Annotated in this window: 24 protein-coding genes and 7 tRNA genes; 23 read left to right on the top strand and 8 right to left on the bottom strand. The window is 68.5% G+C overall.

Annotation, left to right across the window (positions count from 1 at the left end; genetic code table 11):
• Positions 1–38: 38 nt before the first annotated feature.
• Positions 39–842 (top strand): carbon-nitrogen hydrolase family protein, encoded by an 804-nt coding sequence (locus ACXRVZ_RS06020; protein ID WP_457418672.1) that lies wholly within the window; start codon positions 39–41, stop codon positions 840–842.
• Positions 839–2,125, top strand: a complete 1,287-nt coding sequence (locus ACXRVZ_RS06015) for an MFS transporter (RefSeq protein WP_457418670.1) — start codon at positions 839–841, stop codon at positions 2,123–2,125. The genes ACXRVZ_RS06020 and ACXRVZ_RS06015 overlap by 4 nt, the downstream gene beginning before the upstream one ends.
• Here ACXRVZ_RS06015 and ACXRVZ_RS06010 read toward each other — a convergent pair.
• From ACXRVZ_RS06010 to ACXRVZ_RS06000, 3 genes are all read right to left on the bottom strand, one after another.
• Complete coding sequence (locus ACXRVZ_RS06010; protein WP_457418668.1) at positions 2,085–2,639, bottom strand: hypothetical protein; 555 nt, start codon at positions 2,637–2,639, stop codon at positions 2,085–2,087. The two genes, ACXRVZ_RS06015 and ACXRVZ_RS06010, sit on opposite strands and share 41 nt — an antisense overlap.
• A gap of 67 nt (positions 2,640–2,706) precedes the next feature.
• Entirely contained in the window at positions 2,707–3,117 is a 411-nt protein-coding gene (locus tag ACXRVZ_RS06005) for a hypothetical protein (protein ID WP_457418666.1), read from the bottom strand.
• On the bottom strand, positions 3,114–3,611 hold the full coding sequence (locus ACXRVZ_RS06000) for a GAF domain-containing protein (RefSeq protein ID WP_457418664.1): 498 nt from the start codon (positions 3,609–3,611) through the stop codon (positions 3,114–3,116). The genes ACXRVZ_RS06005 and ACXRVZ_RS06000 overlap by 4 nt, the downstream gene beginning before the upstream one ends.
• A gap of 70 nt (positions 3,612–3,681) precedes the next feature.
• Here ACXRVZ_RS06000 and ACXRVZ_RS05995 point away from each other — a divergent pair, with 70 nt between their 5' ends.
• Entirely contained in the window at positions 3,682–4,263 is a 582-nt protein-coding gene (locus ACXRVZ_RS05995; protein ID WP_457418662.1) for a hypothetical protein, read from the top strand.
• Here ACXRVZ_RS05995 and ACXRVZ_RS05990 read toward each other — a convergent pair.
• Positions 4,223–5,614 (bottom strand): sensor histidine kinase, encoded by a 1,392-nt coding sequence (locus ACXRVZ_RS05990; protein ID WP_457418660.1) that lies wholly within the window; start codon positions 5,612–5,614, stop codon positions 4,223–4,225. The genes ACXRVZ_RS05995 and ACXRVZ_RS05990 overlap by 41 nt on opposite strands.
• 11 nt (positions 5,615–5,625) lie before the next feature.
• Positions 5,626–6,294: a response regulator gene (locus ACXRVZ_RS05985; RefSeq protein ID WP_457418658.1), complete on the bottom strand. Its 669-nt coding sequence runs from the start codon at positions 6,292–6,294 to the stop codon at positions 5,626–5,628.
• A gap of 148 nt (positions 6,295–6,442) precedes the next feature.
• On the opposite strand from ACXRVZ_RS05985, the gene ACXRVZ_RS05980 reads away from it, so the two are divergent.
• Positions 6,443–9,172, top strand: coding sequence for a M16 family metallopeptidase (locus ACXRVZ_RS05980; RefSeq protein WP_457418656.1), 2,730 nt, complete (start codon positions 6,443–6,445; stop codon positions 9,170–9,172).
• Positions 9,173–9,190: 18 nt separating this feature from the next.
• On the opposite strand, the gene ACXRVZ_RS05975 is transcribed toward ACXRVZ_RS05980, so the two are convergent.
• Positions 9,191–9,562: a hypothetical protein gene (locus ACXRVZ_RS05975; RefSeq protein WP_457418654.1), complete on the bottom strand. Its 372-nt coding sequence runs from the start codon at positions 9,560–9,562 to the stop codon at positions 9,191–9,193.
• Positions 9,563–9,728: 166 nt separating this feature from the next.
• Here ACXRVZ_RS05975 and ACXRVZ_RS05970 point away from each other — a divergent pair, with 166 nt between their 5' ends.
• The 16 genes from ACXRVZ_RS05970 (at position 9,729) to ACXRVZ_RS05895 (ending at position 18,632) form a co-directional block, all read left to right on the top strand.
• Positions 9,729–9,908: a hypothetical protein gene (locus tag ACXRVZ_RS05970; RefSeq protein ID WP_458232240.1), complete on the top strand. Its 180-nt coding sequence runs from the start codon at positions 9,729–9,731 to the stop codon at positions 9,906–9,908.
• 348 nt (positions 9,909–10,256) lie between these two features.
• A tRNA-Arg gene (locus ACXRVZ_RS05965) sits at positions 10,257–10,333 on the top strand.
• A 6-nt stretch (positions 10,334–10,339) separates the two neighbouring features.
• A tRNA-Cys gene (locus ACXRVZ_RS05960) sits at positions 10,340–10,426 on the top strand.
• Between the two features lie 12 nt (positions 10,427–10,438).
• Positions 10,439–10,513 (top strand) — tRNA-Glu (locus ACXRVZ_RS05955).
• Between the two features lie 101 nt (positions 10,514–10,614).
• Positions 10,615–10,690: transfer RNA gene (locus tag ACXRVZ_RS05950), tRNA-OTHER, on the top strand.
• Between the two features lie 10 nt (positions 10,691–10,700).
• A tRNA-Asp gene (locus ACXRVZ_RS05945) sits at positions 10,701–10,776 on the top strand.
• A gap of 27 nt (positions 10,777–10,803) precedes the next feature.
• Positions 10,804–10,876 (top strand) — tRNA-His (locus tag ACXRVZ_RS05940).
• A gap of 69 nt (positions 10,877–10,945) precedes the next feature.
• On the top strand, positions 10,946–11,122 hold the full coding sequence (locus ACXRVZ_RS05935) for an SEC-C metal-binding domain-containing protein (RefSeq protein ID WP_457418652.1): 177 nt from the start codon (positions 10,946–10,948) through the stop codon (positions 11,120–11,122).
• Between the two features lie 69 nt (positions 11,123–11,191).
• Positions 11,192–11,752 carry an HNH endonuclease gene (locus ACXRVZ_RS05930; protein WP_457418650.1) on the top strand — a complete coding sequence of 187 codons (561 nt, stop codon included), beginning with the start codon at positions 11,192–11,194 and terminating at the stop codon, positions 11,750–11,752.
• Positions 11,753–11,946: 194 nt separating this feature from the next.
• Positions 11,947–12,014 (top strand) — tRNA-Thr (locus ACXRVZ_RS05925).
• Positions 12,015–12,276: 262 nt separating this feature from the next.
• A complete protein-coding gene (locus ACXRVZ_RS05920; protein WP_458232239.1) occupies positions 12,277–13,413 on the top strand; it encodes an SPFH domain-containing protein in 1,137 nt (378 codons plus the stop codon).
• A 51-nt stretch (positions 13,414–13,464) separates the two neighbouring features.
• The gene (locus ACXRVZ_RS05915; protein ID WP_457418646.1) at positions 13,465–14,241 is read left to right on the top strand and encodes a hypothetical protein; all 777 of its coding nucleotides are present in this window, start codon (positions 13,465–13,467) and stop codon (positions 14,239–14,241) included.
• A gap of 14 nt (positions 14,242–14,255) precedes the next feature.
• On the top strand, positions 14,256–15,473 hold the full coding sequence (locus tag ACXRVZ_RS05910) for an RtcB family protein (RefSeq protein ID WP_457418644.1): 1,218 nt from the start codon (positions 14,256–14,258) through the stop codon (positions 15,471–15,473).
• A 140-nt stretch (positions 15,474–15,613) separates the two neighbouring features.
• On the top strand, positions 15,614–16,486 hold the full coding sequence (locus ACXRVZ_RS05905; RefSeq protein ID WP_457418642.1) for a c-type heme family protein: 873 nt from the start codon (positions 15,614–15,616) through the stop codon (positions 16,484–16,486).
• Positions 16,479–17,951 carry a serine/threonine-protein kinase gene (locus tag ACXRVZ_RS05900; protein ID WP_457418640.1) on the top strand — a complete coding sequence of 491 codons (1,473 nt, stop codon included), beginning with the start codon at positions 16,479–16,481 and terminating at the stop codon, positions 17,949–17,951. The genes ACXRVZ_RS05905 and ACXRVZ_RS05900 overlap by 8 nt, the downstream gene beginning before the upstream one ends.
• Positions 17,952–18,308: 357 nt before the next feature.
• Positions 18,309–18,632, top strand: a complete 324-nt coding sequence (locus tag ACXRVZ_RS05895) for a hypothetical protein (RefSeq protein WP_457418638.1) — start codon at positions 18,309–18,311, stop codon at positions 18,630–18,632.
• A 54-nt stretch (positions 18,633–18,686) separates the two neighbouring features.
• Here ACXRVZ_RS05895 and ACXRVZ_RS05890 read toward each other — a convergent pair whose 3' ends face one another.
• Entirely contained in the window at positions 18,687–18,860 is a 174-nt protein-coding gene (locus ACXRVZ_RS05890; protein WP_457418636.1) for a diguanylate cyclase domain-containing protein, read from the bottom strand.
• 294 nt (positions 18,861–19,154) lie between these two features.
• Here ACXRVZ_RS05890 and ACXRVZ_RS05885 point away from each other — a divergent pair, with 294 nt between their 5' ends.
• From ACXRVZ_RS05885 to ACXRVZ_RS05875, 3 genes are read left to right on the top strand one after another with little or no spacing between them, the layout of a single operon-like run.
• Entirely contained in the window at positions 19,155–19,508 is a 354-nt protein-coding gene (locus ACXRVZ_RS05885) for a GntR family transcriptional regulator (RefSeq protein ID WP_457418634.1), read from the top strand.
• Positions 19,505–20,383, top strand: coding sequence for an ABC transporter ATP-binding protein (locus ACXRVZ_RS05880; protein WP_457418632.1), 879 nt, complete (start codon positions 19,505–19,507; stop codon positions 20,381–20,383). The genes ACXRVZ_RS05885 and ACXRVZ_RS05880 overlap by 4 nt, the downstream gene beginning before the upstream one ends.
• An 11-nt stretch (positions 20,384–20,394) precedes the next feature.
• Positions 20,395–21,261: a hypothetical protein gene (locus ACXRVZ_RS05875; RefSeq protein ID WP_457418630.1), complete on the top strand. Its 867-nt coding sequence runs from the start codon at positions 20,395–20,397 to the stop codon at positions 21,259–21,261.
• Here the strand turns inward: ACXRVZ_RS05875 and ACXRVZ_RS05870 are convergent, their stop codons facing one another.
• A complete protein-coding gene (locus ACXRVZ_RS05870; protein ID WP_457418628.1) occupies positions 21,262–22,122 on the bottom strand; it encodes a ferritin-like domain-containing protein in 861 nt (286 codons plus the stop codon).

Genomic DNA, 22,122 nt, shown 5'->3' with positions numbered 1-22,122 from the left:
GTGACTTCTGCCGCATTGCCAACGCTGTCAGCGATAGCATGGCCGACATGAAAATCGCCGCCTGCCAAATGGTCTCCGGCCCCGACGTGGGGGCCAACCTCATTGCCGCGAGCCAACTGCTCGAATCCGCCGCCGCGCAAGGGGCCCACCTCGCCGCCCTGCCCGAATACTTCTGCCTGATGGGCCACCAGGACAGCGACAAGCTGGCCATTGCCGAGGAACTGGGCCACGGCCCCATCCAGGCCATGCTGTCGCGCGCCGCGCGGGAGCTGAGGCTGTGGATCATCGGCGGCACGTTGCCCATCAAGGCCGAGCAGCCGGGCCGCGTGCGCAACACCACGCTGGTGTTCTCGCCCACTGGCGAGGTCGTGGCGCGCTACGACAAGATCCATCTGTTCGCCTACGACAACGGCCGCGAGAGCTATGACGAGGCGCGCGTGCTGGAGGCGGGCAGCCAGCCGACGGTCTTCAACGCGGGGGACGTGCGCGTGGGCCTTTCCGTCTGCTACGACCTGCGCTTTCCCGAGCTGTTCCGCAGCTACAACCCCTGCGAGCTGATTGCCGTGCCGGCTGCCTTCACGTACACGACGGGCGAGAAGCACTGGGAACTGCTGCTGCGCGCCCGCGCGGTGGAGAACCAGTGCTATGTCATCGCACCGGCCCAGGGCGGCAAGCACGCCAACGGCCGCCGCACCTGGGGCCACAGCATGATCGTCGACCCCTGGGGCGAGGTGCTGACCGTGCTGCCCGAAGGCGAGGGCGTTGTCTGCGCCGACATCGACCCGGCGCGCCTGGCCCAGGTCCGCCAGCAGTTGCCCGCACTGGCCCACCGCAAGCTGTGACGGCCGCTGCTCAGCCGCCGCGCGGCACAGCCTGGCTCATCGGCGCCCTCGTGGCGCTGGCGCTGTTCGGCAACTACTACGTCTACGACTCCATCGGCCCGGTGGCCGACCTGCTGCAGCAGCAACGGGGCTTCAGCAACAGCCAGGTCGGCCTGCTGAACGCCATCTACAGCCTGCCCAACATCGTCCTCATCCTGGTGGGCGGCATCCTCGTGGACCGCTTCGGCGCGGCGCGCATGACGCTGGTGACAGCAGCCATTTGCCTGGCCGGCGCGGCGCTCACGGCCTTCAGCCCCAATTTCACGGGCATGGCGGCCGGGCGATTGCTGTTCGGCATCGGCGCCGAGACCTTCAGCATCGCCACGCTGGCCGCGATTGCCGACTACTTCGGCGGCCGCAGCCTCGCCTTGGCGATGGGCCTGGCCCTGGCCATAGGCCGGCTGGGTTCCTACAGCGCCGACATGTCGCCCACCTGGTTCGCCACCGCCTACGCCCAAGGCTGGCAGCCGCCGCTCATCATCGCGGCGGCCATCGCGGCGACCTCGTTCGCCGCGTCGCTCGTCTACTGGCGCGTGGACCGCGGCCCGCGTGAGGCCGGCTTGCTGCCCACCGGCCGCACGGCCGAGCGACTGGTGTGGCGCGACCTGCTGCACTTCGGCCGCGCCTACTGGTACCTGCTGGCGCTGTGCGTGCTGTGGTACTCGGTCATCCTGGCCTTCCGCAGCACCTTCTCGATCACGTATTTCCAGCATGTGCACGGGCTGGACCTGGCCACGGCCGGCGAGATGAACAGCTACGTCTTCCTGGCCGCCGTGTTCGCCACGCCGGCCTTCGGCTGGCTGTGCGACCGCGTCAACCGCTACGCGCCGTTCCTCGCCTTCGGCGCGCTGCTGCTGCCGGTGGCGCTGGCCGTCATGGCGCTGACGCACTGGAGCCTGTGGGTGTCGACGGCGCTGATCGGCGTCAGCTACTCGCTGGTGCCGGCCGTCATGTGGCCGCTGGCCAGCCGCATCGTCGCGCCCAGCCGCTTCGGCACAGCCATCGGCCTGATGTGGGTGGCACAGAACGCAGGCATCAGCGGCGCCAACCTGGTGGCCGGCTGGCTGAACGACCGCGCCGGCGCCAGCGCGGCCAACCCAGCGGGCTATGCGGCCATGATGGAGTTCTTCGGCATCGCCAGCGTGCTGGGTGTGCTGTGCGCACTGGCGCTGTGGCTGACGGCTGGCCGCCGTCACCACGAGATCAGGGACGCAGCGTCACCAGATCGCGCAGCATCAAGTTGATGTTGCTGCGCAGCGCGCGCTCGTTGGCGATGCGCAGCCGCTCGGACGGCGACAGCACGGCCTCGCCGAAACCGGCCTCCTCGGTGTTGGCGATGCGGCGCTGGTAGACGAGCTTGCCGCTGGCCTTGTCGACCAGCGTGTAGTGCACCGCCGTGCCCACGGTCACGCCGACGACGGGCACGGTGGGCTGCTCCAGCAGCACCAGCCGGGCCTGCAGCTCGAAGCGCGGCGCCGGTTCGGGCGACGCGGGCCGCATGCCGACGGCGTGAAGCGACTCCTCAAGCGCCTGCTGCAACGTCATGGCGCTGACCTTGGAGCCCCACCAGCGCCCCGTCTCAAAGCCGCCCTGAACGGCAGCGACAGCCACCTGGCCCTTCAAGGCGTCCGGCACCCAGCTGCGGATCTGCAATGCCTCGGCCGGCATGATGGCCATGGGCAGGGGCTGGCTGGGCGTTCCGCAGCCGGCCAGCACGGAGGCCAGCAGGGCAGCGGAGATGAGAGCAAGGCGGCGCATGGGTGACCCATGCTAGGCCGAAGCAGCTCGGGCGATGGCCGCAAAAGCGGCCATCAGGCCCGGCTGTTCAGTGCTCAGCCAGGGGTTCGGGCGCCCCGAGTGCAGAGATCACCTCCAGCATGCCGCGCACCTTGAAGGGCTTGAGCAGCAGGCGGCAGACATCCAGCTGCTTCAGACGCAGCGCCAGCTCCACGTCGCAGCTCATGGCCGTGACGGCGATGAGCACGTCGGCCGGGTGCGAGGCCTCCCCGGCGCGCACGCGGCGCACCAGCTCCAGTGCCTCACCCTCGTCGTCGATGGCAATCAGCAGCGCATTGAAGCGGCGTTCGGTCAGCAGCTTCTCGGCGTGCGCCGGGCTCGTCGCCTCCTGCACGTCGGCCAGGCCCATCTCGCGCGCCATCGTCGAGACAGTGCGGCGCATGACGAACTGCGGCTCGACGAGCAGCAGCCGCCCGCTGGGGGTGATGCGCGGGTTCACGCCTCGGCCCCCTGGCCCACCAGTTCGGCCACGGCCAGGTCGCGCAGCGTGCCGAGGATGGCGCGGTCCATGGCGTCAAACTCGCGCGGCTTGACATCGATGAGGCAGAGCGTGCCGATGGCAGCGCCGCTCGGCATCGTCAGCGGCGCACCGATGTAGAAGCGGATGTGCGGCGCACCGGCCACGAGTGGGTTGTCGGCAAAGCGCGGGTCGCGCAGCGCGTCCATGACCTGGAACAACTCCGACTGCACGATGGCGTGGCCGCAGAAAGAGATGTCGCGCCCGGTCTCGCAGGCGTCCAGCCCGACGCGGGCCTTGAACCACTGGCGCTCGCGGTCGACGAGGCTGATCAGCGCGATGGGCACATCGAACTCGGCCGCCGCGAACTCGACAAGGCGGTCGAAGCGCTCCTCGGGCGGCGTGTCGAGGATGAGCAGCTCGCGCAAGGCGCGCAGCCGTTCTTCGTCGTTGGCGGGAATGGGTGCGGGCAGCATGCAGGGCTCTCCGTCGGGCTCGGGTCAGTGTAGGCACGCGGTCAGGCGGGTCACGGGCAGAATTGCGCGGATGAGCGAATCCGTCCGCGTCGTCGGTGCCAGTGTCCAGACCGAGCTGCCCGTCATCATTGCCGAGCTCGGCCCCATCGCTGACCGCCTGCAGCTGGCCCGCGAGGCGATTGACGAGCTGCGCATCAGCCACCCGCAGTCGCCCGAGTCCAACGTGAAGGCGGCCTACATGAGCCCGTGGAAGAGCCACCTGCTCAACGAGAAGCTGATGCCGCTGTGCGCCAGCGTCGTCGAGATCGCCAGGGCGGCCGCGCCCAAGGCCTGGTCGGGCGACCTGGACGCGCTGGGGTTGGACCTGCTCGTCACCCACTGCTGGGGCGCCATCTACGAGCAGGCCGACTACACGGCGCCGCACAACCACTGGCCAGCCGACCTGAGCTGCGTCGTCTACCTGGAGGCCGAGCCCGGCTGCGCGCCTCTGGTGTTCTCCAAGACCAGCGCCTACCAGCCCAGGCCGGCCACGCTGGTGATGTTCCCGGGCATCGCAATGCACGAGGTGCCGGCCACGCCGGGGCGGCGCGTCGTCGTGGCGATGAACCTGTTCAAACAGCTGGGATTGAACCCGGCGCCGCCGGCAGGCTGAGCCGCGCGCGCAGGCCCGGGCCGCCATGCGCGTCCAGCAGCAGCAGCTGGCCACCGTGGCGGGCCGCGATGTCGGCCGCGATGGCCAGGCCCAGGCCGCTGCCGGTGCCCACCGCCGTGTCGCCGCGGCGAAAGCGCTGCATGGCCGCTGGCCGGTCGGCCGGTGCGATGCCGGGGCCGTTGTCCTCGACCTCCAGCCAGGCGCCGTCCAGCCCGCTGCCGCAGCGCACGGTGATGCGCGCGCTGGGGCCGGCATAGCTGACGGCGTTGTGGATGAGGTTCTCCAGCGCCTCGCGCAGCAGGAAGGCGTGGCCCAGGCACGGCGCCTCGGCCAGCTCGAAGCCCAGGTCCACACCGCTGGGCAGGCTGCGGTGCGCCCAGTCCTGGCCGCTCTCGGTGGCGATGTCGCGCAGGTCGACGCGCTGGCCCACGTCGACACTGCGGTCCTCGGCGCGAGCCAGCGACAGCAGCTGCTGGGCCAGGCGGGCGCTGCGCACGACGCGCTGGCGCAGCCGCTCCAGCAGCGGGTCGACGCGCTGGTCGTGCGGCTCCAGCATGGCCAGCTCGATCTCGGTCTGCAGCGAGGTCAGCGGCGTGCGCAGCTGGTGGGCGGCGTCGGCCAGGAACTCGCGCTGCACGCCGGCCGCGCGGCCCAGGCGGTCGAAGAGGCGGTTGAAGGCGGCCTGCAGCGGCACCAGCTCGCGCGGCAGGCGGGCCGTCAGTGGCGTCAGGCGGTGCAGGTCGCGGCGCTCCAGCTCGGCGCTCAGGCCGGTCAGCGGCGTCAGGCCCTGGCGCACCGCCCACCAGCCGGCCAGCGCCAGCAGCACGGCCAGCGTGACGCCGTTCAGCGCGACGTAGGTGGCGATCTCGCGCTGCAGCGCGTCGCGCTTGTGCAGCGTTTCGGCCACCAGCACCTGGCAGGCACCATCGCCGCATTCGCGCCCCAGTTGCACCAGGCGCAGCTCGCGGTCACGCAGGCGCACGTCGCCGTAGTAGGCCTTGCCTGCCGTCTGCATCTTGGGCCGTGGCTGCAGCTCGGCCAGGCCGGCATCGCCCTGCATCACCTCGCCGCGCGGCCCCAGCACGAGGTAGAAGACATCGTCCTGGCGGTCGAAGCGCAGCGCGCGGTCCATGGTGGCGCTGATGTCAATGCGCGGCTCGCCGCTGCGCAGGTCGATCTGGCCGGCCAGCGTCAGCGCGGTGTCCTCCAGGCCCTCGTCCAGCCAGCTCTGGGCGCTGCTCTGCACCTGCTGATACAGCGCCGTGCCCAGCACCGGCAGCACCACCAGCAGCGGCAGCATCAGCCAGACAAACAGCCGGCGCTGCAGGCTGGAGCGCGAGCCTTCAGCCACGCCGGGCCACTTCAGATGATTTCTTCGAGCAGATAACCGAGGCCGCGCACCGTGCGCAACTGCACGCCGCCGGGTTCGATCTTGGCGCGCAGCCGCGACAGGCAGACTTCGATGGCGTTGTCGCTGACGCCCTGGTCCCAGGCATTGCTGGCCATGGCGATGTGCTCCTTGGGCACGACCTTGCCGGCGCGCGCCATCAGGAAGCCCAGCACGTCCCACTCGCGGGCGGACAGCGCCAGCGGCTCATCCTCGATGTAGGCGCGGCGCGCCTCCTGGTCGATGCGCAGGCGGGCGAGCTGAAGCTGGTTGCTGGTGCGCGCCTGGCTGCGCCGAACCAGCGCGCGGGCGCGGGCGACGAGCTCGGTCAGCGCAAAGGGCTTGACGAGGTAGTCGTCCGCCCCGCCCTCCAGGCCGCGCACGCGGTCTTCCACGGCGTCACGCGCGGTCAGGATGAGCACCGGCACGGCCAGGCCCTCGGTGCGCACGCGGCGCAGCGTCTCGAAGCCGTCGATGCCGGCCAGGCCAATGTCCAGGATGAGCAGGTCGTAGGCGTCCTCGCGCAGCGAGCGCGGCACGGGCTCACCTCGGGCGGTGCAGTCCACGACCCAGCCCTGCGAACGCAGTGCACGAGCGGTGGTTTCGACGAGTTGTTCGTCGTCTTCGACGAGCAGGATGCGCATGGGTGGGCAGTATGGCGCGAGACGACCCGAGGTGCTGACGCAGGGCTGTCGCCCCCTAGGCCGTGGCCTGGCGCGAGGTATGACGTCCGACTTCACGCCCTAACCCGTCGCTATGCTGGCGCCCCCTTCCGACCACGCGCCCCCCACCATGCGTCTGCCGCCCCGTCTTGCCGCCATCGCCCTGCTGCTGCCCCTGCTGGCCATGGCCGCGCCCTCGTCGCCAGCACCGGTGCGCGAGGCCGAGGGCGTCAGCGAGTACCGCCTGGCCAACGGCCTGCAGGTGCTGCTCATCCCCGACGCCACCAAGCCCACCGTCACCGTCAACGTGACCTACCGCGTCGGCAGCCGTCACGAGGGCGCGGGCGAGACCGGCATGGCCCATCTACTGGAGCACCTCGTCTTCAAGACGACGCGCAAGTACGCCAGCGTCGGCACCGAAATGTCCAAGCGCGGCATGGAGTTCAACGGCTCGACGAACGCGGACCGCACCAACTACTTCGAGACCTTCCCGGCCGACCCCGCGCAGCTTTCGTGGACGCTGGCGATGGAGGCCGACCGCATGACCGGCTCCAAGGTGCTGAAGAGCGACCTCGACACCGAAATGAGCGTCGTGCGCAACGAGATGGAAGCCGGCGAGAACAACGCGCTGGGCATCCTCATCCAGCGCACCCAGGCCGCCGCCTACCAGTGGCATGCCTATGGCCGCAGCACCATAGGCGCGCGCTCCGACGTCGAACACGTCGACATTCCGCGCCTGCAGGCCTTCTACCAGCGCCACTACCAGCCCGACAACGCGACGCTGATCGTCGCCGGCGCGTTTGACGCCAAGCGCACGCTGGCCGAGATCACACGCGTGTTCGGCGCCCTGCCCAAGCCGGCGCGCGTGCTGCCGCCCACCTACACCGTCGAGCCCGTGCAGGAGGGCGAGCGCCTGGTCTCGCTGCGCCGCGTCAGCGCCATGCAGGGCGTGTTCGCGAGTTATCACATCCCGCCACTGGCCAGCCCCGACTTCGCCGCCTTCGAGGTCGCCGTGACGGCCCTGGCCGACACGCCTGCGGGCCGCCTGCACAAGCGCGCCGTCGAGCCCGGCCTGGCAGCCCAGGCCTTCGGCTGGGCCGCCCGCAACGCCGAACCCGGCCTGCTCAACCTCGGCCTGGTGCTGAAGTCCGACAACGACGTTGATCGCGCCCAGCAGCTGCTGGGCGACACCGTCGAGAGCCTCGTCAAGGAACCCATCACCGCAGAGGAACTGCAGCGTGCCCAGGCGCAATGGGCCAAGGGCTTCGACGAGCTGCTGTCCAACCCGCAGCAGCTGTGTGTGGCGCTGTCCGAGCCGATTGCGGCTGGCGACTGGCGGCTGCTGTTCCAGCTGCGCAACCACGTCGAGGCGGCCACGTTGGACGGCGTCAACGCGGCGCTGCGCCAATGGCTGCTGCCCAGCAACCGCACGCTCGGCCGCCTCTACGCCACGGCCAAGCCCGAGCGCACGCCGCTGGCCCTGCCCGTCGCCGCGGCCGACGCGTTGAAGGATTACACGCCCAAGGCCGCCGTCGCCGCCGGCGAGACCTTCGACACCAGGCCCGCCAACATCGACCGCCGCACCGAGCGCTACCAGCTCAAGAACGGCCTGCGCGTGGCCCTCGTGCCCAAGCGCTCGCGTGGCGAGACCGTGGAGCTGGCGCTCAATCTGCATTACGGCACGGCGGACAGCCTGCGCGGCAAGCGCACCGAGGCGGCCCTGCTGGGCGACGCGCTGCCACTGGGCACGAAGCAGCGCACGCGGGCGCAGATCGCCGACACCTTCGACAAGCTCAAGACCACCGTCCGCACCCAAAGCGGCCCCGTGAGCGGCACCCACGTCACGCTGAGCGGCCGCCGGCCACAGCTGGCCGAAGCGCTGACGCTGCTGGCCGAGGTGCTGCGCGAGCCCAGCTTCCCGCCCGCCGAGGTCGAGCAGCTGACGCGCCAGCAGATCGCCGGCCTGGAGGAATCCTCTCAGCAGCCGCAGGCGGTCGCCTCGCGCGACCTGCAGCGGGCCGTCACCGCCGCCTACCCGGCCGATGACCCGCGCTACGTCGCCAGCTTCGCCGAAGCCATCGCCGCGCTGAAGGCCGTGACGCCGGAGAAGTTGCAGGCCTTCCACCGTGAGTTCCTGGGCGCCGCGCATGGAGAGCTGGTGCTGGTGGGCGACTTCGACCCCGCCGAGGTCAAGCCGCTACTCGAACGCCTGTTCGGCGGCTGGAGCGCACCGCAGGCCTACACCCGCATCCCTCAGCCGCTGCCGCCCCTGCAGGGCGCCAAACTCAACGCGACGCTGAAGGACAAGCCCAACGCCATGGTCATGGGCGGCCTGCTGCTGCCCCTGGACGATGACAACGCCGACCACGCCGCGCTGCGCATCGCCGTGCACGTGCTGGGCGCCAGCGGCTTCGACTCGCGGCTGCTGACCCGGCTGCGCCAGAAGGAAGGCATCTCCTATGGTGCCGGCGCCTGGCTGAACGCCTCCAGCTTCGACGTCAACGGCCAGATCGGCATGGCCGCCATCTTCGCGCCCGAGAACCGCAGCCGCGTCGAGGCCGCGCTGAACGACGAGTTGGCCCGCTTCGTGCGCGACGGCATCACGCAAGCCGAGCTGGACACCGCCAAGCGCGCCATGAAGGCGCAGAGCGACACCTGGCGCAGCGAGGACGGCGCCGTCGCCGGTGCCATCGCCGGCCACCTGGAGCGCGGCCGCCAGTTCAAGTGGAATGCCGACCTGGACGCACGCGGCGAGGCGCTGACGCTGGCCCAGGTGAATGCGGCCATCAAGCGCTGGGTGGACCCGGCCAAGGCGAACTGGTCGTGGGCGGGGGATTTAGACAAGGCGCAGGCCAAGTAAGGCCGCGAGGCAGCGGCGTTAACCGCCGCTGCCGAACTCCTTCAGCGCCTGCCTGAGCTTCTTGCGCCCATCGCTGTTCGTGCCGCGATAGGTCTTCAGCGCGAGCGCCAGGAACTGCTGCTCGGCGGGCGTGAGGCCGGTGGGCTCGCGCTCTTCGTCGATCCAGCCGGCCGGCTTGTCGCAGTGATGCTCGATCTGGCGCGCCAGCTTGTCGCCGATGGGCCGGGCGCCGCTCTTGGCCATGGACCAGGTCGCGCCGCTGACGCCGATGCGCGCCGCCCACGCGGCCTCCAGGCCCTTGGGCGGATCGCCCGCAGTGATGCGGGCCTCGGCGAAGGTCTGGAAGAGCGCGAGGGCGTTGAGCCGGCGGATGGTGGCGGGGCTGGACACGGTGAGCAGTCGATGGGCTGAGTGTTGTTAAAACACTTCACATGCATTCTAGGTGGTGCGCCGCGCTTGACCAAGGCGTGAACAGTTTTCACAATACATGGATTCGCTCAACAGCCGTTGGGCACCCGAACAACCTCAACCCGACCGAACCGCTTCGCACCTCGCCATGAACCGCCACCTCTTCAACGTCATCGCACACCTCGGCTCTTCGAGCAGGCGCGATGGCGCCTGGATGGCGCTGGTTGAGGGACCGAAAGCGGAGGGCATGCAGCCCCAGGTCGGCTATGCCCACGACTGCGGTCGTGATCGTCATGACACCCACACATCGGGAGAAGGTCCCGGCTAGCGCCGCCCTTCCACGCTCTTCTGAGGCCCGGTATCCGCAAGGAACCGGGCCTTTTGTTTTGTTTTCGCCGCCGGGGCTGCCTCGGCGCCGCTGCGCCAGCGCAGCGCCTGCTCTTTCACAACTTGCATCGAGCGCCCGCCGACCACATCGGCGCGGCGCTCAAAAACTGGCAGGCGCCGAGGCTGGTCCTCGGCTGCCCTGCCCCATCTCGGGTGTGCCCACGCACAAGCATCGGCCGGCCCGGTGTGCATGTGCGCTCGGGCGGCCGCCTGTCGCGTGCAGCGACGCATCTCTGGTTTGCGCAAACCAGCCGCGTCGCGTGTGGACACAGCCGAGATGGTTTTTCATGCCTCGTTAGCTCAGTGGACAAGAGCGCCGGTTTACGAAGCCGGATGTCGGACGTTCGAATCGTTCACGAGGCGCCAAACAAACTCGACGTAGCCAAGCGGTCGAAGGCGGCGGCCTGCAAAGCCGCTGGCGTCAAGCCCACCTCGGTTCGATTCCGAGCGTCGAGTCCATTCATTCACCATGCCCCGTTGGACTTCCGGTGAGGTCCTCGGCCCTTCAAGCCGAAGAGGCGGGTTCGACTCCCGCACGGGGTACCACTCATCAACCCAAGCCCCCCGGCGAACTCACGCTTCGAGGGGCGCAAACCGGCCGCAACGATTGGGCGGCGTCGGAACCCGTTACCGACAACCTTTTCAGTCCGGGCGTAGCTCAGCCAGGTAGAGCGTCTGCTTCTGCGAAGAGGGCCGCACGTTCAACTCGTGCCACCCGGACCAACCATTTCATGTCGCCATAGCTCAGTTGGAAGAGCGCCGGTCTGTCGAACCGGAGGTCGCGGGGTCAGGACGCGCTGGCGGCGCCACTCGTTTCTCAGCGCGTGTGCTTGGGTGTGGTCGTCGCCTAGCGGCCTAAGGCTCGAGGTTGTGATCCTCGCATCGCCGGTTCGAATCCGGCCGGCCACCCCCAAGCGCATGCATCACCTTCACTGGAGACCATCATGAAAAAGCACACCGTCCACAGCTTTCGAGACCATGAGCAAGCGCCGCAAGGGCTTCCCGTCTGAAACCCAGGTCAAGCGTGGCGACCGTGTCGTGCATGGCCACAAAGAATTGATCGAGAAGCTCGGCAGGAACGACCCTTGCCCCTGTGGTTCACGGAGGTCGTTTCAAGCGCTGCTGCCTGCTCAAGGGCTGCTTTCGACGGCGTGAACCGCGATCACTACCAACGGTGATCGCCCGCCTCCCCCTCAACCGTGCCCAGACTGAAAGGAGGTCACCATGCACGACGTTTTGCAGTTGGACATCACCGGCCTGCCCCAGGCCTGGATCTCGGTGGAGCAGGCCGCCTGCCTGGTCGCGACCGGCTCGGTCGTCTGGACCGTCGGCGCGCAGCCGCTGGCCGTGCTGCGCGGCGGCGTCAACACCGCCACGGGCCGCCAGTCGGTGCTGGCCGTGCCGCCCATCGTGGCGCTGCGCGGCGCGTCGAGGATCAACCTTTTCGACGTGGTGCCGACCTTCGGCAAGGGCAAGCTGCTCAAGCGCGACAGGCACACCTGCGCCTATTGCGGCGCCGTGCAGGACCACCGCGCGCTGACCGTGGACCACATCGTCCCGGCCAGCCGGGGCGGACCCTTGAGCTGGATGAACACGGTCGCGGCCTGCCGCGCCTGCAATTCGCACAAGGCCGCCCGCACGCCGGACGAGGCGCGCATGCCGCTGCTGTTCGCGCCGTTCGTGCCCAGCCGCTTCGAAGACTTCATCTTGAAGGGGCGGCACATCCGCGCCGACGTGCACGACTGGCTGGCCGCGCGCCTGCCGAGAGAATCTCGCCTCAGCTGACAAGCTCGGGCGACAACAAATCTGCCGAGGAAGGCAAAGGCTCACAGGCCGGGGTTCACACGCCCCGCCGGTGCGTTGCGGCCGGGCTTCATCGCCCGTTGCCGCGGCGTATGCCGCCCTGCCGGAATCGGTTGATACGGTGATGACATGGTGTCCCGCAAGGGTCCGGGTTCGAGTCCTGGCGTCACCACCACTGGATAGCTCAGTCGGGTAGAGCAACGAACTAGTAATTCGTCTGTCGCGGGTTCGACTCCCGCTCCAAGCTTGGCCTACGCCAATCCAAAACCGGTCGCAAGACCACCCCGCCGGACGTGCGCCCCGGCCTTGGCCGGACCCGCGCATCAGCGGCCCTTGCTCGCGCGCCGGGCAAGCGGGGCTCTGCTTCCACGGCCAGCCGCGAATGCCTTCAGGGAGGAGGCATTCAACGCGCACCGTGGCGCCAAGCCCTGGCATCCGGCGTCCGCATGGGTTGCTGTAACGGCACCCTCATCCCCATCACCACTCGTCACTACAAGGAGAACACCATGACGATCAAGCGTGTGACTGTGAAGAAGAACGAGCGCGGCATCCTGCTGCGCAATGGCGATTTCGAGCGCGTGCTGCAACCGGGCGCGCACTGGCTGTTCGCCGGCCTGGACACGCTGAAGGTCGAGCTGTTCGCCATCAGCTCGCCGGCCTTTGTGCATCCGTTGACCGACTACCTGATGGCCAGGGAGCCCGAGGTCGTCGCGGCGGAGTTCCTGCGCGTCGAACTCGGCGAGCACGAAGCCGGCCTGCGCTCCGAGAACGGCGTGCTCGTCGAAGTGCTGCCGCCCGCCACGCGGCGCCTGTACTGGCTCGGCCTGGTGGACGTGCAGGTCGAGGTGATCGACCTCCGCGCCTCCGCCGAGCTGCCCGCCGCCTTGGCCGCGCGCCTGGCACAGCCGCAGCTGCGCCCACGCGCGGTGACTGGCCTGGCCGGCGTGCTGCAGGTGGAGGTGCCGGAAACCGGTGCCGGCCTGCTGCGCGTGGACGGCAAGGTGGAGCGCCTGCTGACCGCAGGTTCCTACGCCTTCTGGAAGTTCGGCCGCAACGTGGCCGTGGAGCTGGTCGACCTGCGCCTGCAGGCGCTGGAGGTGACGGGCCAGGAGATCCTGACCCGCGACAAGGTCTCGCTGCGGCTCAACCTGTCGGCCACCTGGCGCTACATCGACCTGCTGCGCGCGTTCGAGCAACTGGCCAAGCCGGCCGACCACCTCTACCGCGAGCTGCAGTTCGGTCTGCGCGCGGCGGTGGGCACGCGCACGCTGGACGAGCTGCTGGAGAACAAGTCGGTCATCGACGAGGTCGTGACCGCCCAGGTCACCGCCAAGCTGGCCGGCTACGGCCTGCAGCTGGACGGCGTGGGCGTGAAGGACATCGTGCTGCCGGGCGAGATGAAGACCATCCTCGCCCAGGTGGTGGAGGCCGGCAAGGCGGCTGAGGCCAACGTGATCCGCCGCCGCGAGGAAACCGCGGCGACGCGTTCCCTGCTCAACACGGCCAAGGTGATGGAGGACAACCCCGTCGCCCTGCGCCTGAAGGAGCTGGAAACGCTGGAACGCGTGGCCGAGCGCATCGACAAGATCTCCGTGTTCGGAGGTCTGGACCAGGTGCTCAACGGGCTGGTGAAGCTGCGTTGAGTGCCGCCCCCGCCGGGTCACCGGCGGGGGTTCTCAACCCAAGGAGACATCATGACCACGCCGGCATTGCAAGCCGCAGTTCGGCGCGCCTACGAGGTGTTCGGCCACTACGTCGCACCCCGGCAACATCTGGACGTCTGCACGCAGTGCTGCATGCCCGAGGAACTGGAGCGCGAGATGCGCGCCGTGCCGCTGCGCAAGCTGAAGCGGCAACACTTCTACGAGTACAGCACCGGTGCCAAGTCCGTCGACGACCAGCCCGCCGACGAGGTGAAGTACCTGCTGCCGCGCCTGCTGGAGCTGCTGGCAGATGGCGTCGACACACACCACGCGGTCGAGCTCACGCTGGATCGCGTGGGGCGCTGTCCCGCCGATGCCTTCAGCGCCAACGAGCGGGCCGCGCTCGACGGCTTCATGCTGGCCTGTTTCGACGCCTGCCTGCGCGGCGACTTCAGCGGCGAAGGCGTCTGGTACGAGCTCGAAGACCCGCTGGCGCTCCTGGTGATGGCGGACTACGCCGGACTCGCGCTGGCGCCCTTGCTGCAGCACTGGACCCTGCACCCCAGCCCGCAATCCACCATCAAGTTCGTGGAGAGCACGTACTGGGGCTACTGGTCGCAACACGAGATCACCAACGCCTTTGCGAGCGACCGCGCGCAACTGCAGGCGGTCTTCAAGGCTTGGATGCTGGCACCCGCCACCAAGGCAGCCTTCACGACCAAGCTGCTGCTCCCTCACTTCCTGGATCAGGTCGATCAGACGCAGTCCAACGGCTGCGCGCCGTTCCCCGTCATGGTGGACGCCGTGTTCGATCACCTGACCTATTGATAGAAAGAACAACCATGGAACCCCAACACATCCACGAAGACGTCCCCGGCGGCGTGCCGCTGAAGATGTGGACGCAGGGCGTGCCCGTCGAGCCGCAGGCCAAGCGCCAGCTGCAGAACGCGGCCCGCCTGCCCATCGTCTTCAAGCACATCGCCGCGATGCCGGACGTTCACTTCGGCATCGGCGCGACCGTCGGCTCGGTCATCCCTACCGTCAAGGCCATCATCCCGGCCGCCGTCGGCGTGGACATCGGCTGCGGCATGATGGCCTGCAAGACCACGCTGAGGGCCGAGGACCTGCCCGACAACCTCGGTCCCCTGCGCTCGGCCATCGAACGCGCCGTGCCCCACGGCCGCCAGCCTGGCAGCCGCGACCCGGGCGCCTGGCAGAAGGCACCCGGTTCGGTCAACACGGCCTGGGCGCAGCTGGAGCCCGAGTTCACCGAGCTCTGCCGCGACTACCCCAAGATCGCCAAGACCAACCACATCCAGCACCTGGGTACGCTGGGTTCGGGCAACCACTTCATCGAGGTCTGCCTGGATGAAGCGGGCGCGGTGTGGTTCATGCTGCACTCGGGCTCGCGCGGCGTGGGCAACTTCATCGGCACGATGTTCATCGAGCTGGCCAAGCAGGACGCGATGCGCCACCAGGCGAATCTGCCGGACCGCGACCTGGCCTACTTCGAGGAAGGCAGCCGCTACTTCGGCGACTACGTGCGCGCTGTGGGCTGGGCGCAGAAGTTTGCGGCCACCAACCGCGAGGTGATGATGAAGCGCGTCATCGAGGCGGCGAAGACCGTCATCCACAAGAACTTCCAGAGCCACATCGAGGCGGTGAACTGCCACCACAACTATGTGCAGAAGGAAACGCACTTCGGCCAGGAGGTCTACCTGACCCGCAAGGGCGCGGTGAGCGCCAAGCAGGGGCAGCTCGGCATCATCCCGGGCAGCATGGGCGCGCGCAGCTACATCGTGCGCGGCAAGGGCAATGCGGACAGCTTCGAAAGTTGTTCGCACGGTGCCGGCCGCGTCATGAGCCGGGGCGACGCCAAGCGCGCCTTCACGCTGGCCGACCACCGCGCCGCGACCGAGGGCGTCGAGTGCCGCAAGGACAAGGACGTGCTCGACGAGACGCCCGCGGCCTACAAGGACATCGATGCCGTCATGGCCGCGCAGAGCGAGCTGGTCGACGTGGTGCACACGCTCAAGCAGGTGGTGTGCGTGAAGGGTTGATGCGGTGCAGTGGCACTGCTTCAGGGCGCCCGGCTTCGGCCGGGCGCCCTTTTTTACTTTCCAGCACGTGAATCTGCGCGCAAGCACGAAGGTCGGCCGACACAAGCCGGCACTAACATTGCCGCCCTTACGGGGTCACCATGAAACTGCTCGTCAAATTCAACCTGGTCTATCTGCTGGTCATGAGCCTGGGCATCGCAGTCAGCGGCTACATCGCCCGCCAGCTGCTGCAGGACAACGCCCAGCAGGAGGTCGTCGGCAGCGCCCGCATGCTGATGGAGAAGGCGCTGGCCGTGCGCGCCTACACCAACACGCAGATCAAGCCGCTGCTGGTCTCGCAGATGGCCCAGGAGTTCCTGCCGCAGACGGTGCCCAGCTATTCCGCCACCGAGGTGCTGGGCACGCTGCTGGCCAAGCACCCCGAGTTCGCCTACAAGGAGGCGACGCTCAACCCCACCAACCCGCGCGACCGCGCCACCAGTTGGGAGGCCGACATCGTGGGTCAATTCAGGAGCGCCGCCGACCTGAAGGAAACCGTCGGCACGCGTGACACCCCTGCCGGCCCCTCGCTCTACATCGCCCGCCCGCTGCGCATCACCGACCCCGCCTGCCTGGCCTGCCACAGCAGCGTGGACGCCGCGCCCGCCACCATGGTCGCCAAGTACGGCCCGGCCAACGGCTTCGGCTGGAACCTCAACGAGGTCATCGGCGCGCAGATCGTCTCCGTGCCGCTGGGCGTGCCGTTGCAACGCGCAGACAAGGTCTTCCAGGTCTTCATCACCTCGCTGATCGGCGTCTTCATCGTTGTCGGCATCGTGCTCAACCTGATGGTGTGGATGCTGGTCGTGCGCCCCGTCACGCGCCTGTCGGCGCTGGCCGACCGCGTCAGCCAGGGCGACCTGGAGGCCCCTGAGTTCAAGACCAGCGGCCGCGACGAGATCGCCACGCTGTCCGACTCCTTCTCGCGCATGCGCGCCAGCGTCGTGCAGGCCATGAAGCTACTCGATGCCTAGTCCGGCCAAGCATCCCTCTCAGCTCGGCAAATACCGCATCACCGAAGTCCTCGGTGAAGGCGCGATGGGCGTCGTCTACAAGGGCTTCGACCCCGACATCCAGCGCACCGTCGCGCTGAAGACCATCCGCACCAACCTCGACGCCGACGACGACAGCCCCGGCGCGCCGGCCTCGCGCTTCCGTAACGAGGCCCAGGCCGCAGGCCGCCTCGGTCACCCGGGCATCGTCGCCGTCTACGACTTCGGCCGCACCGAGCAGGTCGCCTTCATCGCGATGGAGTTCGTCGAGGGCCGCTCGCTGGCGAGCTACCTCAGTTCCAAGGTCCGCTTCACCGACACCGACATCCCCGGCATCATGAGCCAGCTGCTCGACGCGCTGGGCCATGCGCACGAGAAGGGTGTCTGGCACCGCGACGTCAAGCCCAGCAACATCATCATGATGGGCAATGGCCGGCTCAAGGTGGCCGACTTCGGCATCGCGCGCATCGAGTCGCAGAGCCTCACGCAGACCCACTACATGGTGGGCACGCCCAGCCACATGGCGCCCGAGCAGTTCCTCGGCAAGCCCATGGACCGGCGCGTCGACATCTACGGCGCCGGCGTGGTGCTATACCAGCTGCTGACCGGCCGCGCGCCCTTTGCCGGCACGACCGAAGCCCTCATGTACAAGGTCGTCAACGAGGACGCTATGCCGCCGTCCATCGTCGACGGCGCCGAGCGCCCCGGCTGGTTCGACGCCATCGTCGCCCGTGCGCTCGCCAAGCGCCCGGCCGACCGCTTCGCCGACACCGAGGAATTCAAGCAGGCCTTGCTCGATGGCGCCGGCAGCGGCATCGACGACACCGCCTGGGAACGCACGCTGATGATGGCGCCGCCCCGCCCGGCCCGCCCGCCTCTCTCGGCCACGATTGCGCCGCCCACCATCGCCCCGCCCACCACGGCCGGCGGCTCCAGCGGCGCGCCGCCGCCGACGCACTGGGACAAGGCCCAGCTCACCCAGGCCGAGCAGACGCTGGCCAAGCTGGTCGGCCCGCTCGCCAGCGTCCTCGTGCGCCGCGCGGCGCGCGAGTGCACCGACCTGAACGAGCTCTACGCCAAGCTGGCCGATCAGGTCAGCGACCCGCGGGCGAGGGACAGCTTCCTCGGCCAGGCCAGCCTCGTCACCGGCGGCAGCGTGAAAACGGCCGGCGGCACCAGCGGCGCCCCGCCCGGGTCCAAAGGTTCAGCCGGGTCGGCGGGGTCAGCCAGCAGTGGCACCACCATTGGCGGGCCGCTTAACGACGCGGTGATGGACAAGGCCCAGACGCTGCTGGCCCAGTACGTCGGGCCCATCGCCAAGGTACTGGTCAAGCGCGCCGCAGCCGGCATCGACAGCCGCGCGGTGTTCTTCAACCGGCTGGCGGAAGCGGTGAGCGATCCGGCGGCGCGGGAGAAGCTGCTGAAGGAGCTGGGCCGCTTGTCATGACGCCCGGCTCACGGAACCTTGAACTGCCGTTTCCCTGAACGTACGCTGCTGCTGTGGTCAAGCCCTTGTCTGCTACCAACTCACAGTCATGCACGGCGGCACCCCTCGACCCCCCACGATTTGATAGGCCGCACGACTGCGCGGGGCATGTAAGCGGCGCCGCGTCCTACCCGCTCCGCCGCTTTCTGACGCAAGAGTAGCGCCAGGCGCTTGGGCATTCAGATGCCGAAATAGCGCGTCAATTGAACGGTGCGAGCTGTGGATCAAGGGCTTTGGATTGAACCTGTCGGTAAGTTGGTGATTGCGAGGATTCGCGGAGAGGCGACCGAGGCCTTGCTGTGGCGATGCCAGACGCGGGTGCTTGAGATCGTCGCCAAGACTGGCAGTCGCTGCGTCCTCTATGACCTGCTGGAAGCCCATTCGCTCAGCGCGGATGCAGCCCTGTCGCAGGTCTATCTGGATGAGGGCGGCGCGGGTGTCGGGCTGCGGCGAGCAATCGTCGTCCCGGACAGCCACCTTGCCTACATGGCTCGGCTAGCGTTCGGCGGTAGCGATCACCGGATTTTTTACTCCGATATTGCCGGAGCGTTCAAGTGGCTTGAACAGGAAGACAGCCCCTGTGCAGACGACCCCATCGCCGCGCATGAGCGTCAGCAATCGTCTGTTCAGGCGCAGCACTGAATAGACGAGTCGTTACTGCGGCTCACAGCGGGTTTGACGCAAGAGCGCGACGGCTCAAAGGCCCATCAGCTCGCTGGAGGTGCAATCCCTACCGCGCTCCTTCGAGAGGTAGAGCGCTCGGTCAGCGCGCTTGATCACTGCGTCCAGAGACTCATGCGGTCGGGCCCGCGCAACGCCCGCAGAGAAGGTGTACGAAATGCCGGCATGTGCCGTCGGCGTATCGCGCACACGTTCGATCGCCGTGAAGGCGTCTGCCTGCCGCCGGGGGTCGGCGAGGGCGCTGGCCGCGAGCTTGAGGATATGGCGCCAGTTCGGCGGCCATGCGCTGGTTGGCCCTCAGCAGGCGCTCGCAGTCGTCCTTCTGGTCGAGCAGCGCCACGAAGGCGCCGACCTTGCTGGCCAGCACTCTTTCAATGCTTTACAGCCCATCCCCCCGAATCTGCAGTCTGTCGCTCCCCGTTAGGTCCACCCCCGGGCCTGCAGATATGGTGTGCTACATCAGCAACACACCTCGGAGCACCCATGACTCCCACCTGGACAGACCAGGCACCGATCTACCAGCAGCTCGCCGACCGACTGGCCGTGCAACTGCTGGACGGCAGCCCCCCGGAAGGCGAGGCCTTGCCCTCGGTCCGCGCACTCGCGACGCAGTACGTCATCAACCCGCTGACGGTCACGCGGGCCCTGCAGGCGCTCAGCGAGCACGGGCTCATCGAGACGCGCCGCGGCCTGGGCATGTATGTGATGGCCGGCGCCCGGGAACGGCTGCTGCGCCATGAGCGCGAACAGTTCCTGAAAAGGGACTGGCCCGCGCTGCGCGCCAAGCTCAATCGGCTGGGCCTGAGCGCCAAGGATCTGAACTGGGAGTCGACATGAACAACATGAACCTCATCGAAGCCAAAAACCTGACGCTGCGCTACGGCAAGAAGACAGCGCTGGACGACGTGTCCGTCGCCGTGCCCAAGGGCCGCGTGGTGGGCCTGCTGGGCCATAACGGCGCTGGCAAAACCTCGCTGATGAAGGCCCTCGTGGGCCTGCTGCCGGTGCAGGGCGAACTGAGCGTGCTGGGCCTGGAGCCCACGAAGAACCGCCAGCAGCTGCTGACGGAGCTGAGCTACATCCCCGACGTGGCCGTGCTGCCGCGCTGGGCCCGCGTGCATGAGCTGATCACGCTGATGAGCCGGCTGCAGCCCAAGTTCTCGGCCGAGCGCGCCCGGGCGCTGCTCAAGCGCACCAGCGTCAGCGAGAACGACAAGGTGAAGAGCCTGTCCAAGGGCATGGTGGCGCAGACCCACCTCGCGCTGATCGCCGCCATCGACGCCAAGCTGATGATCCTGGACGAGCCGACGCTGGGCCTGGACGTGGTGTCGCGCAAGAGCTTCTACGAGATGCTCATAGACGAGTGGTGCGACGGCGAGCGCAGCGTGCTGATCTCGACCCACCAGGTCGAGGAGGTCGAGGCGCTGCTGAGCGACGTGATCATGCTGGACGAGGGCCGCGTGGCGCTGGCCATCAGCCTGGAGGACATCGACCGCCGCTTCGTGGCGCTGAACCACGACCCGGCCGCGGCCGACGCGATGGCCGCCGCCCACCCGCTGCTGCGCTACCGTGAGCAGGGCCGCACGACCTCGCTGTTCGACGGCGTGCCGCCCGAGCACATCACCAGCCTGGGCCAGCGCGTGCGCCCCAGCCTGGTGGACCTCTTCATGGCGCTGACCCGCAACCCGGCGCTGAACAGCAAGCAAGCCTAAGGACTGATGCCATGAACAACCACATCCCCACCCTGCTGCAACGCGAATGGATGCAGCACAAGCGCGGCTGGCTGATCGCCGCGTTCGCGCCACCGCTGCTCTTCCTGGCCATGCTGCCCTTTGGCAAGGTCAGCGGCCTGCCTATGGAGAGCCCCGAGTTGCTCTCGATCGGCATCGTGATGATCAGCGCCTGCGCCGTCTACGCGATCTCTCTGCTGGTGGCGCTGTTCCAGCTGCCCGGCCTGGCGCGGCGCGACACGCAGGACCGCTCCATCGAGTTCTGGCTGTCCCTGCCCGGACGGCCCAGCGAGAGCGTCATGTCGACGGTGATCGCCCATGCCTGGCTGGCGCCGCTGGGTGGCGCCGTCGTCGGCGTGCTGTTCGGCATTCCGATCGCGATGAGCGTGCTGACCAGCCGGGCCGACTTCTCGACCGCGCTGGCGGTGAACTGGGGCGAGGTCATCCTGGCGTCGTCACCGCTGCTGCTGCGCGGCCTGGCCGGCACTCTGCCGCTGATGCTGTGGCTGGCGCCGGTCATCTTCGTGCTGATGGCCGCGTCGAGCTGGCTCAAGCGCCTGGGCACGCCGGTGGTGCTGATCGGCGGCGGCGTGGCGGTGGCCGTGCTCCACAAGGCCTACGGCATCAGCTGGCCGCTGGAGGCGCTCCAGGGCCTCAACGATCACATCGCCCGCACGCTGGTCCATGACGGAAGGAGCCTGGCCGAGGCGATGCAGTCCGGCACCAACCTCGTCACCTGGGCCTTGCAGGACCTGGGCCACACGCTGGCCGAACTGGCCACGCTGGACTTCCTCGGCTGGACGGCGGTGGCCGCGGCAGCCTTCGCGCTGACCGTGATGAAGCGCTCGCGCGGCGGCTGATCAGGCAGCCGAGGTCGACCCGGCCGGCGGCACGATGCGTGCCGCCATTTCCTTGCGGAAACGATTCAGCTCCTGCACGGTCGCGAAGCTGCGGTCCATCAGCAGGCTCATGTTGTGCAGGATGCGCTCGACGACCTTGTTCTCCCAGACGCTGTCGAACTGGATCTGCTTGTCCAGCCAGTGCTCCAGCCACTCGGGGTCGGGCAGGCGGCTCTGGATGGTGTCGCGCGGGAACAGCGCGGCGTTGACGTGCAGGTTGGTCGGGTGCAGCGCTTGCGCGGTGCGGCGGGCGCTGGCCATCAGCACACCCACCTTGGCGAAGGCGGCACGCGCCTCGTCACCGAACTTGACCATGGCGCGCTTCATGTAGCGCAGGTAGGCGCCGCCGTGGCGGGCCTCGTCGCGCGACAGGGTTTCGTAGATGGCCTTGATGACCGGCTCGCTGTGCCACTCGGCCGCGCGGCGGTACCAGTGGTTGAGGCGGATCTCGCCGCAGAAGTGCAGCATCAGCGTTTCAAGCGCCGGTGCGGGGTCGAAATCGAAGCGCACCTCGTGCAGCTCGGCCTCGGTGGGCACGAGCTCGGGGCGGAAGCGCCGGAGGTATTCCATCAGCACGAGGCTGTGCTTCTGCTCCTCGAAGAACCACACGCTCATGAAGGCCGAAAAGTCGCTGTCCCCGCGGTTGTCGCGCAGGAACATCTCGGTGGCCGGCAGCGCCGCCCACTCCGTGATGGCGTTCATCTTGATGGTCTGCGCCTGCTCGTCGGAGAGCAGGCTGGCATCGAACTTGTCCCAAGGGATGTCGCTGTCCATGTTCCATCGCACGGCTTCGAGTTGCTTGAACAGTTCGGGGTAAAGCAT

This window comes from Roseateles sp. P5_E8 (assembly GCF_054177665.1).
This window is presented reverse-complemented; position numbering and strand designations above follow the sequence as displayed.

Excerpts from the sequence above, each read along its gene's own strand:
- ACXRVZ_RS06020 (WP_457418672.1), top strand. The coding sequence starts at position 39 with ATGGCCGACATGAAAATCGCCGCCTGCCAAATGGTCTCCGGCCCCGAC.
- ACXRVZ_RS06010 (WP_457418668.1), bottom strand. The coding sequence starts at position 2,639 with ATGCGCCGCCTTGCTCTCATCTCCGCTGCCCTGCTGGCCTCCGTGCTG.
- ACXRVZ_RS06000 (WP_457418664.1), bottom strand. The coding sequence starts at position 3,611 with ATGCTGCCCGCACCCATTCCCGCCAACGACGAAGAACGGCTGCGCGCC.
- ACXRVZ_RS05995 (WP_457418662.1), top strand. The coding sequence starts at position 3,682 with ATGAGCGAATCCGTCCGCGTCGTCGGTGCCAGTGTCCAGACCGAGCTG.
- ACXRVZ_RS05985 (WP_457418658.1), bottom strand. The coding sequence starts at position 6,294 with ATGCGCATCCTGCTCGTCGAAGACGACGAACAACTCGTCGAAACCACC.
- ACXRVZ_RS05980 (WP_457418656.1), top strand. The coding sequence starts at position 6,443 with ATGCGTCTGCCGCCCCGTCTTGCCGCCATCGCCCTGCTGCTGCCCCTG.
- ACXRVZ_RS05970 (WP_458232240.1), top strand. The coding sequence starts at position 9,729 with ATGAACCGCCACCTCTTCAACGTCATCGCACACCTCGGCTCTTCGAGC.
- ACXRVZ_RS05935 (WP_457418652.1), top strand. The coding sequence starts at position 10,946 with ATGAGCAAGCGCCGCAAGGGCTTCCCGTCTGAAACCCAGGTCAAGCGT.
- ACXRVZ_RS05930 (WP_457418650.1), top strand. The coding sequence starts at position 11,192 with ATGCACGACGTTTTGCAGTTGGACATCACCGGCCTGCCCCAGGCCTGG.
- ACXRVZ_RS05920 (WP_458232239.1), top strand. The coding sequence starts at position 12,277 with ATGACGATCAAGCGTGTGACTGTGAAGAAGAACGAGCGCGGCATCCTG.
- ACXRVZ_RS05915 (WP_457418646.1), top strand. The coding sequence starts at position 13,465 with ATGACCACGCCGGCATTGCAAGCCGCAGTTCGGCGCGCCTACGAGGTG.
- ACXRVZ_RS05910 (WP_457418644.1), top strand. The coding sequence starts at position 14,256 with ATGGAACCCCAACACATCCACGAAGACGTCCCCGGCGGCGTGCCGCTG.
- ACXRVZ_RS05905 (WP_457418642.1), top strand. The coding sequence starts at position 15,614 with ATGAAACTGCTCGTCAAATTCAACCTGGTCTATCTGCTGGTCATGAGC.
- ACXRVZ_RS05900 (WP_457418640.1), top strand. The coding sequence starts at position 16,479 with ATGCCTAGTCCGGCCAAGCATCCCTCTCAGCTCGGCAAATACCGCATC.
- ACXRVZ_RS05885 (WP_457418634.1), top strand. The coding sequence starts at position 19,155 with ATGACTCCCACCTGGACAGACCAGGCACCGATCTACCAGCAGCTCGCC.
- ACXRVZ_RS05880 (WP_457418632.1), top strand. The coding sequence starts at position 19,505 with ATGAACAACATGAACCTCATCGAAGCCAAAAACCTGACGCTGCGCTAC.
- ACXRVZ_RS05875 (WP_457418630.1), top strand. The coding sequence starts at position 20,395 with ATGAACAACCACATCCCCACCCTGCTGCAACGCGAATGGATGCAGCAC.
- ACXRVZ_RS05870 (WP_457418628.1), bottom strand. The coding sequence starts at position 22,122 with ATGCTTTACCCCGAACTGTTCAAGCAACTCGAAGCCGTGCGATGGAAC.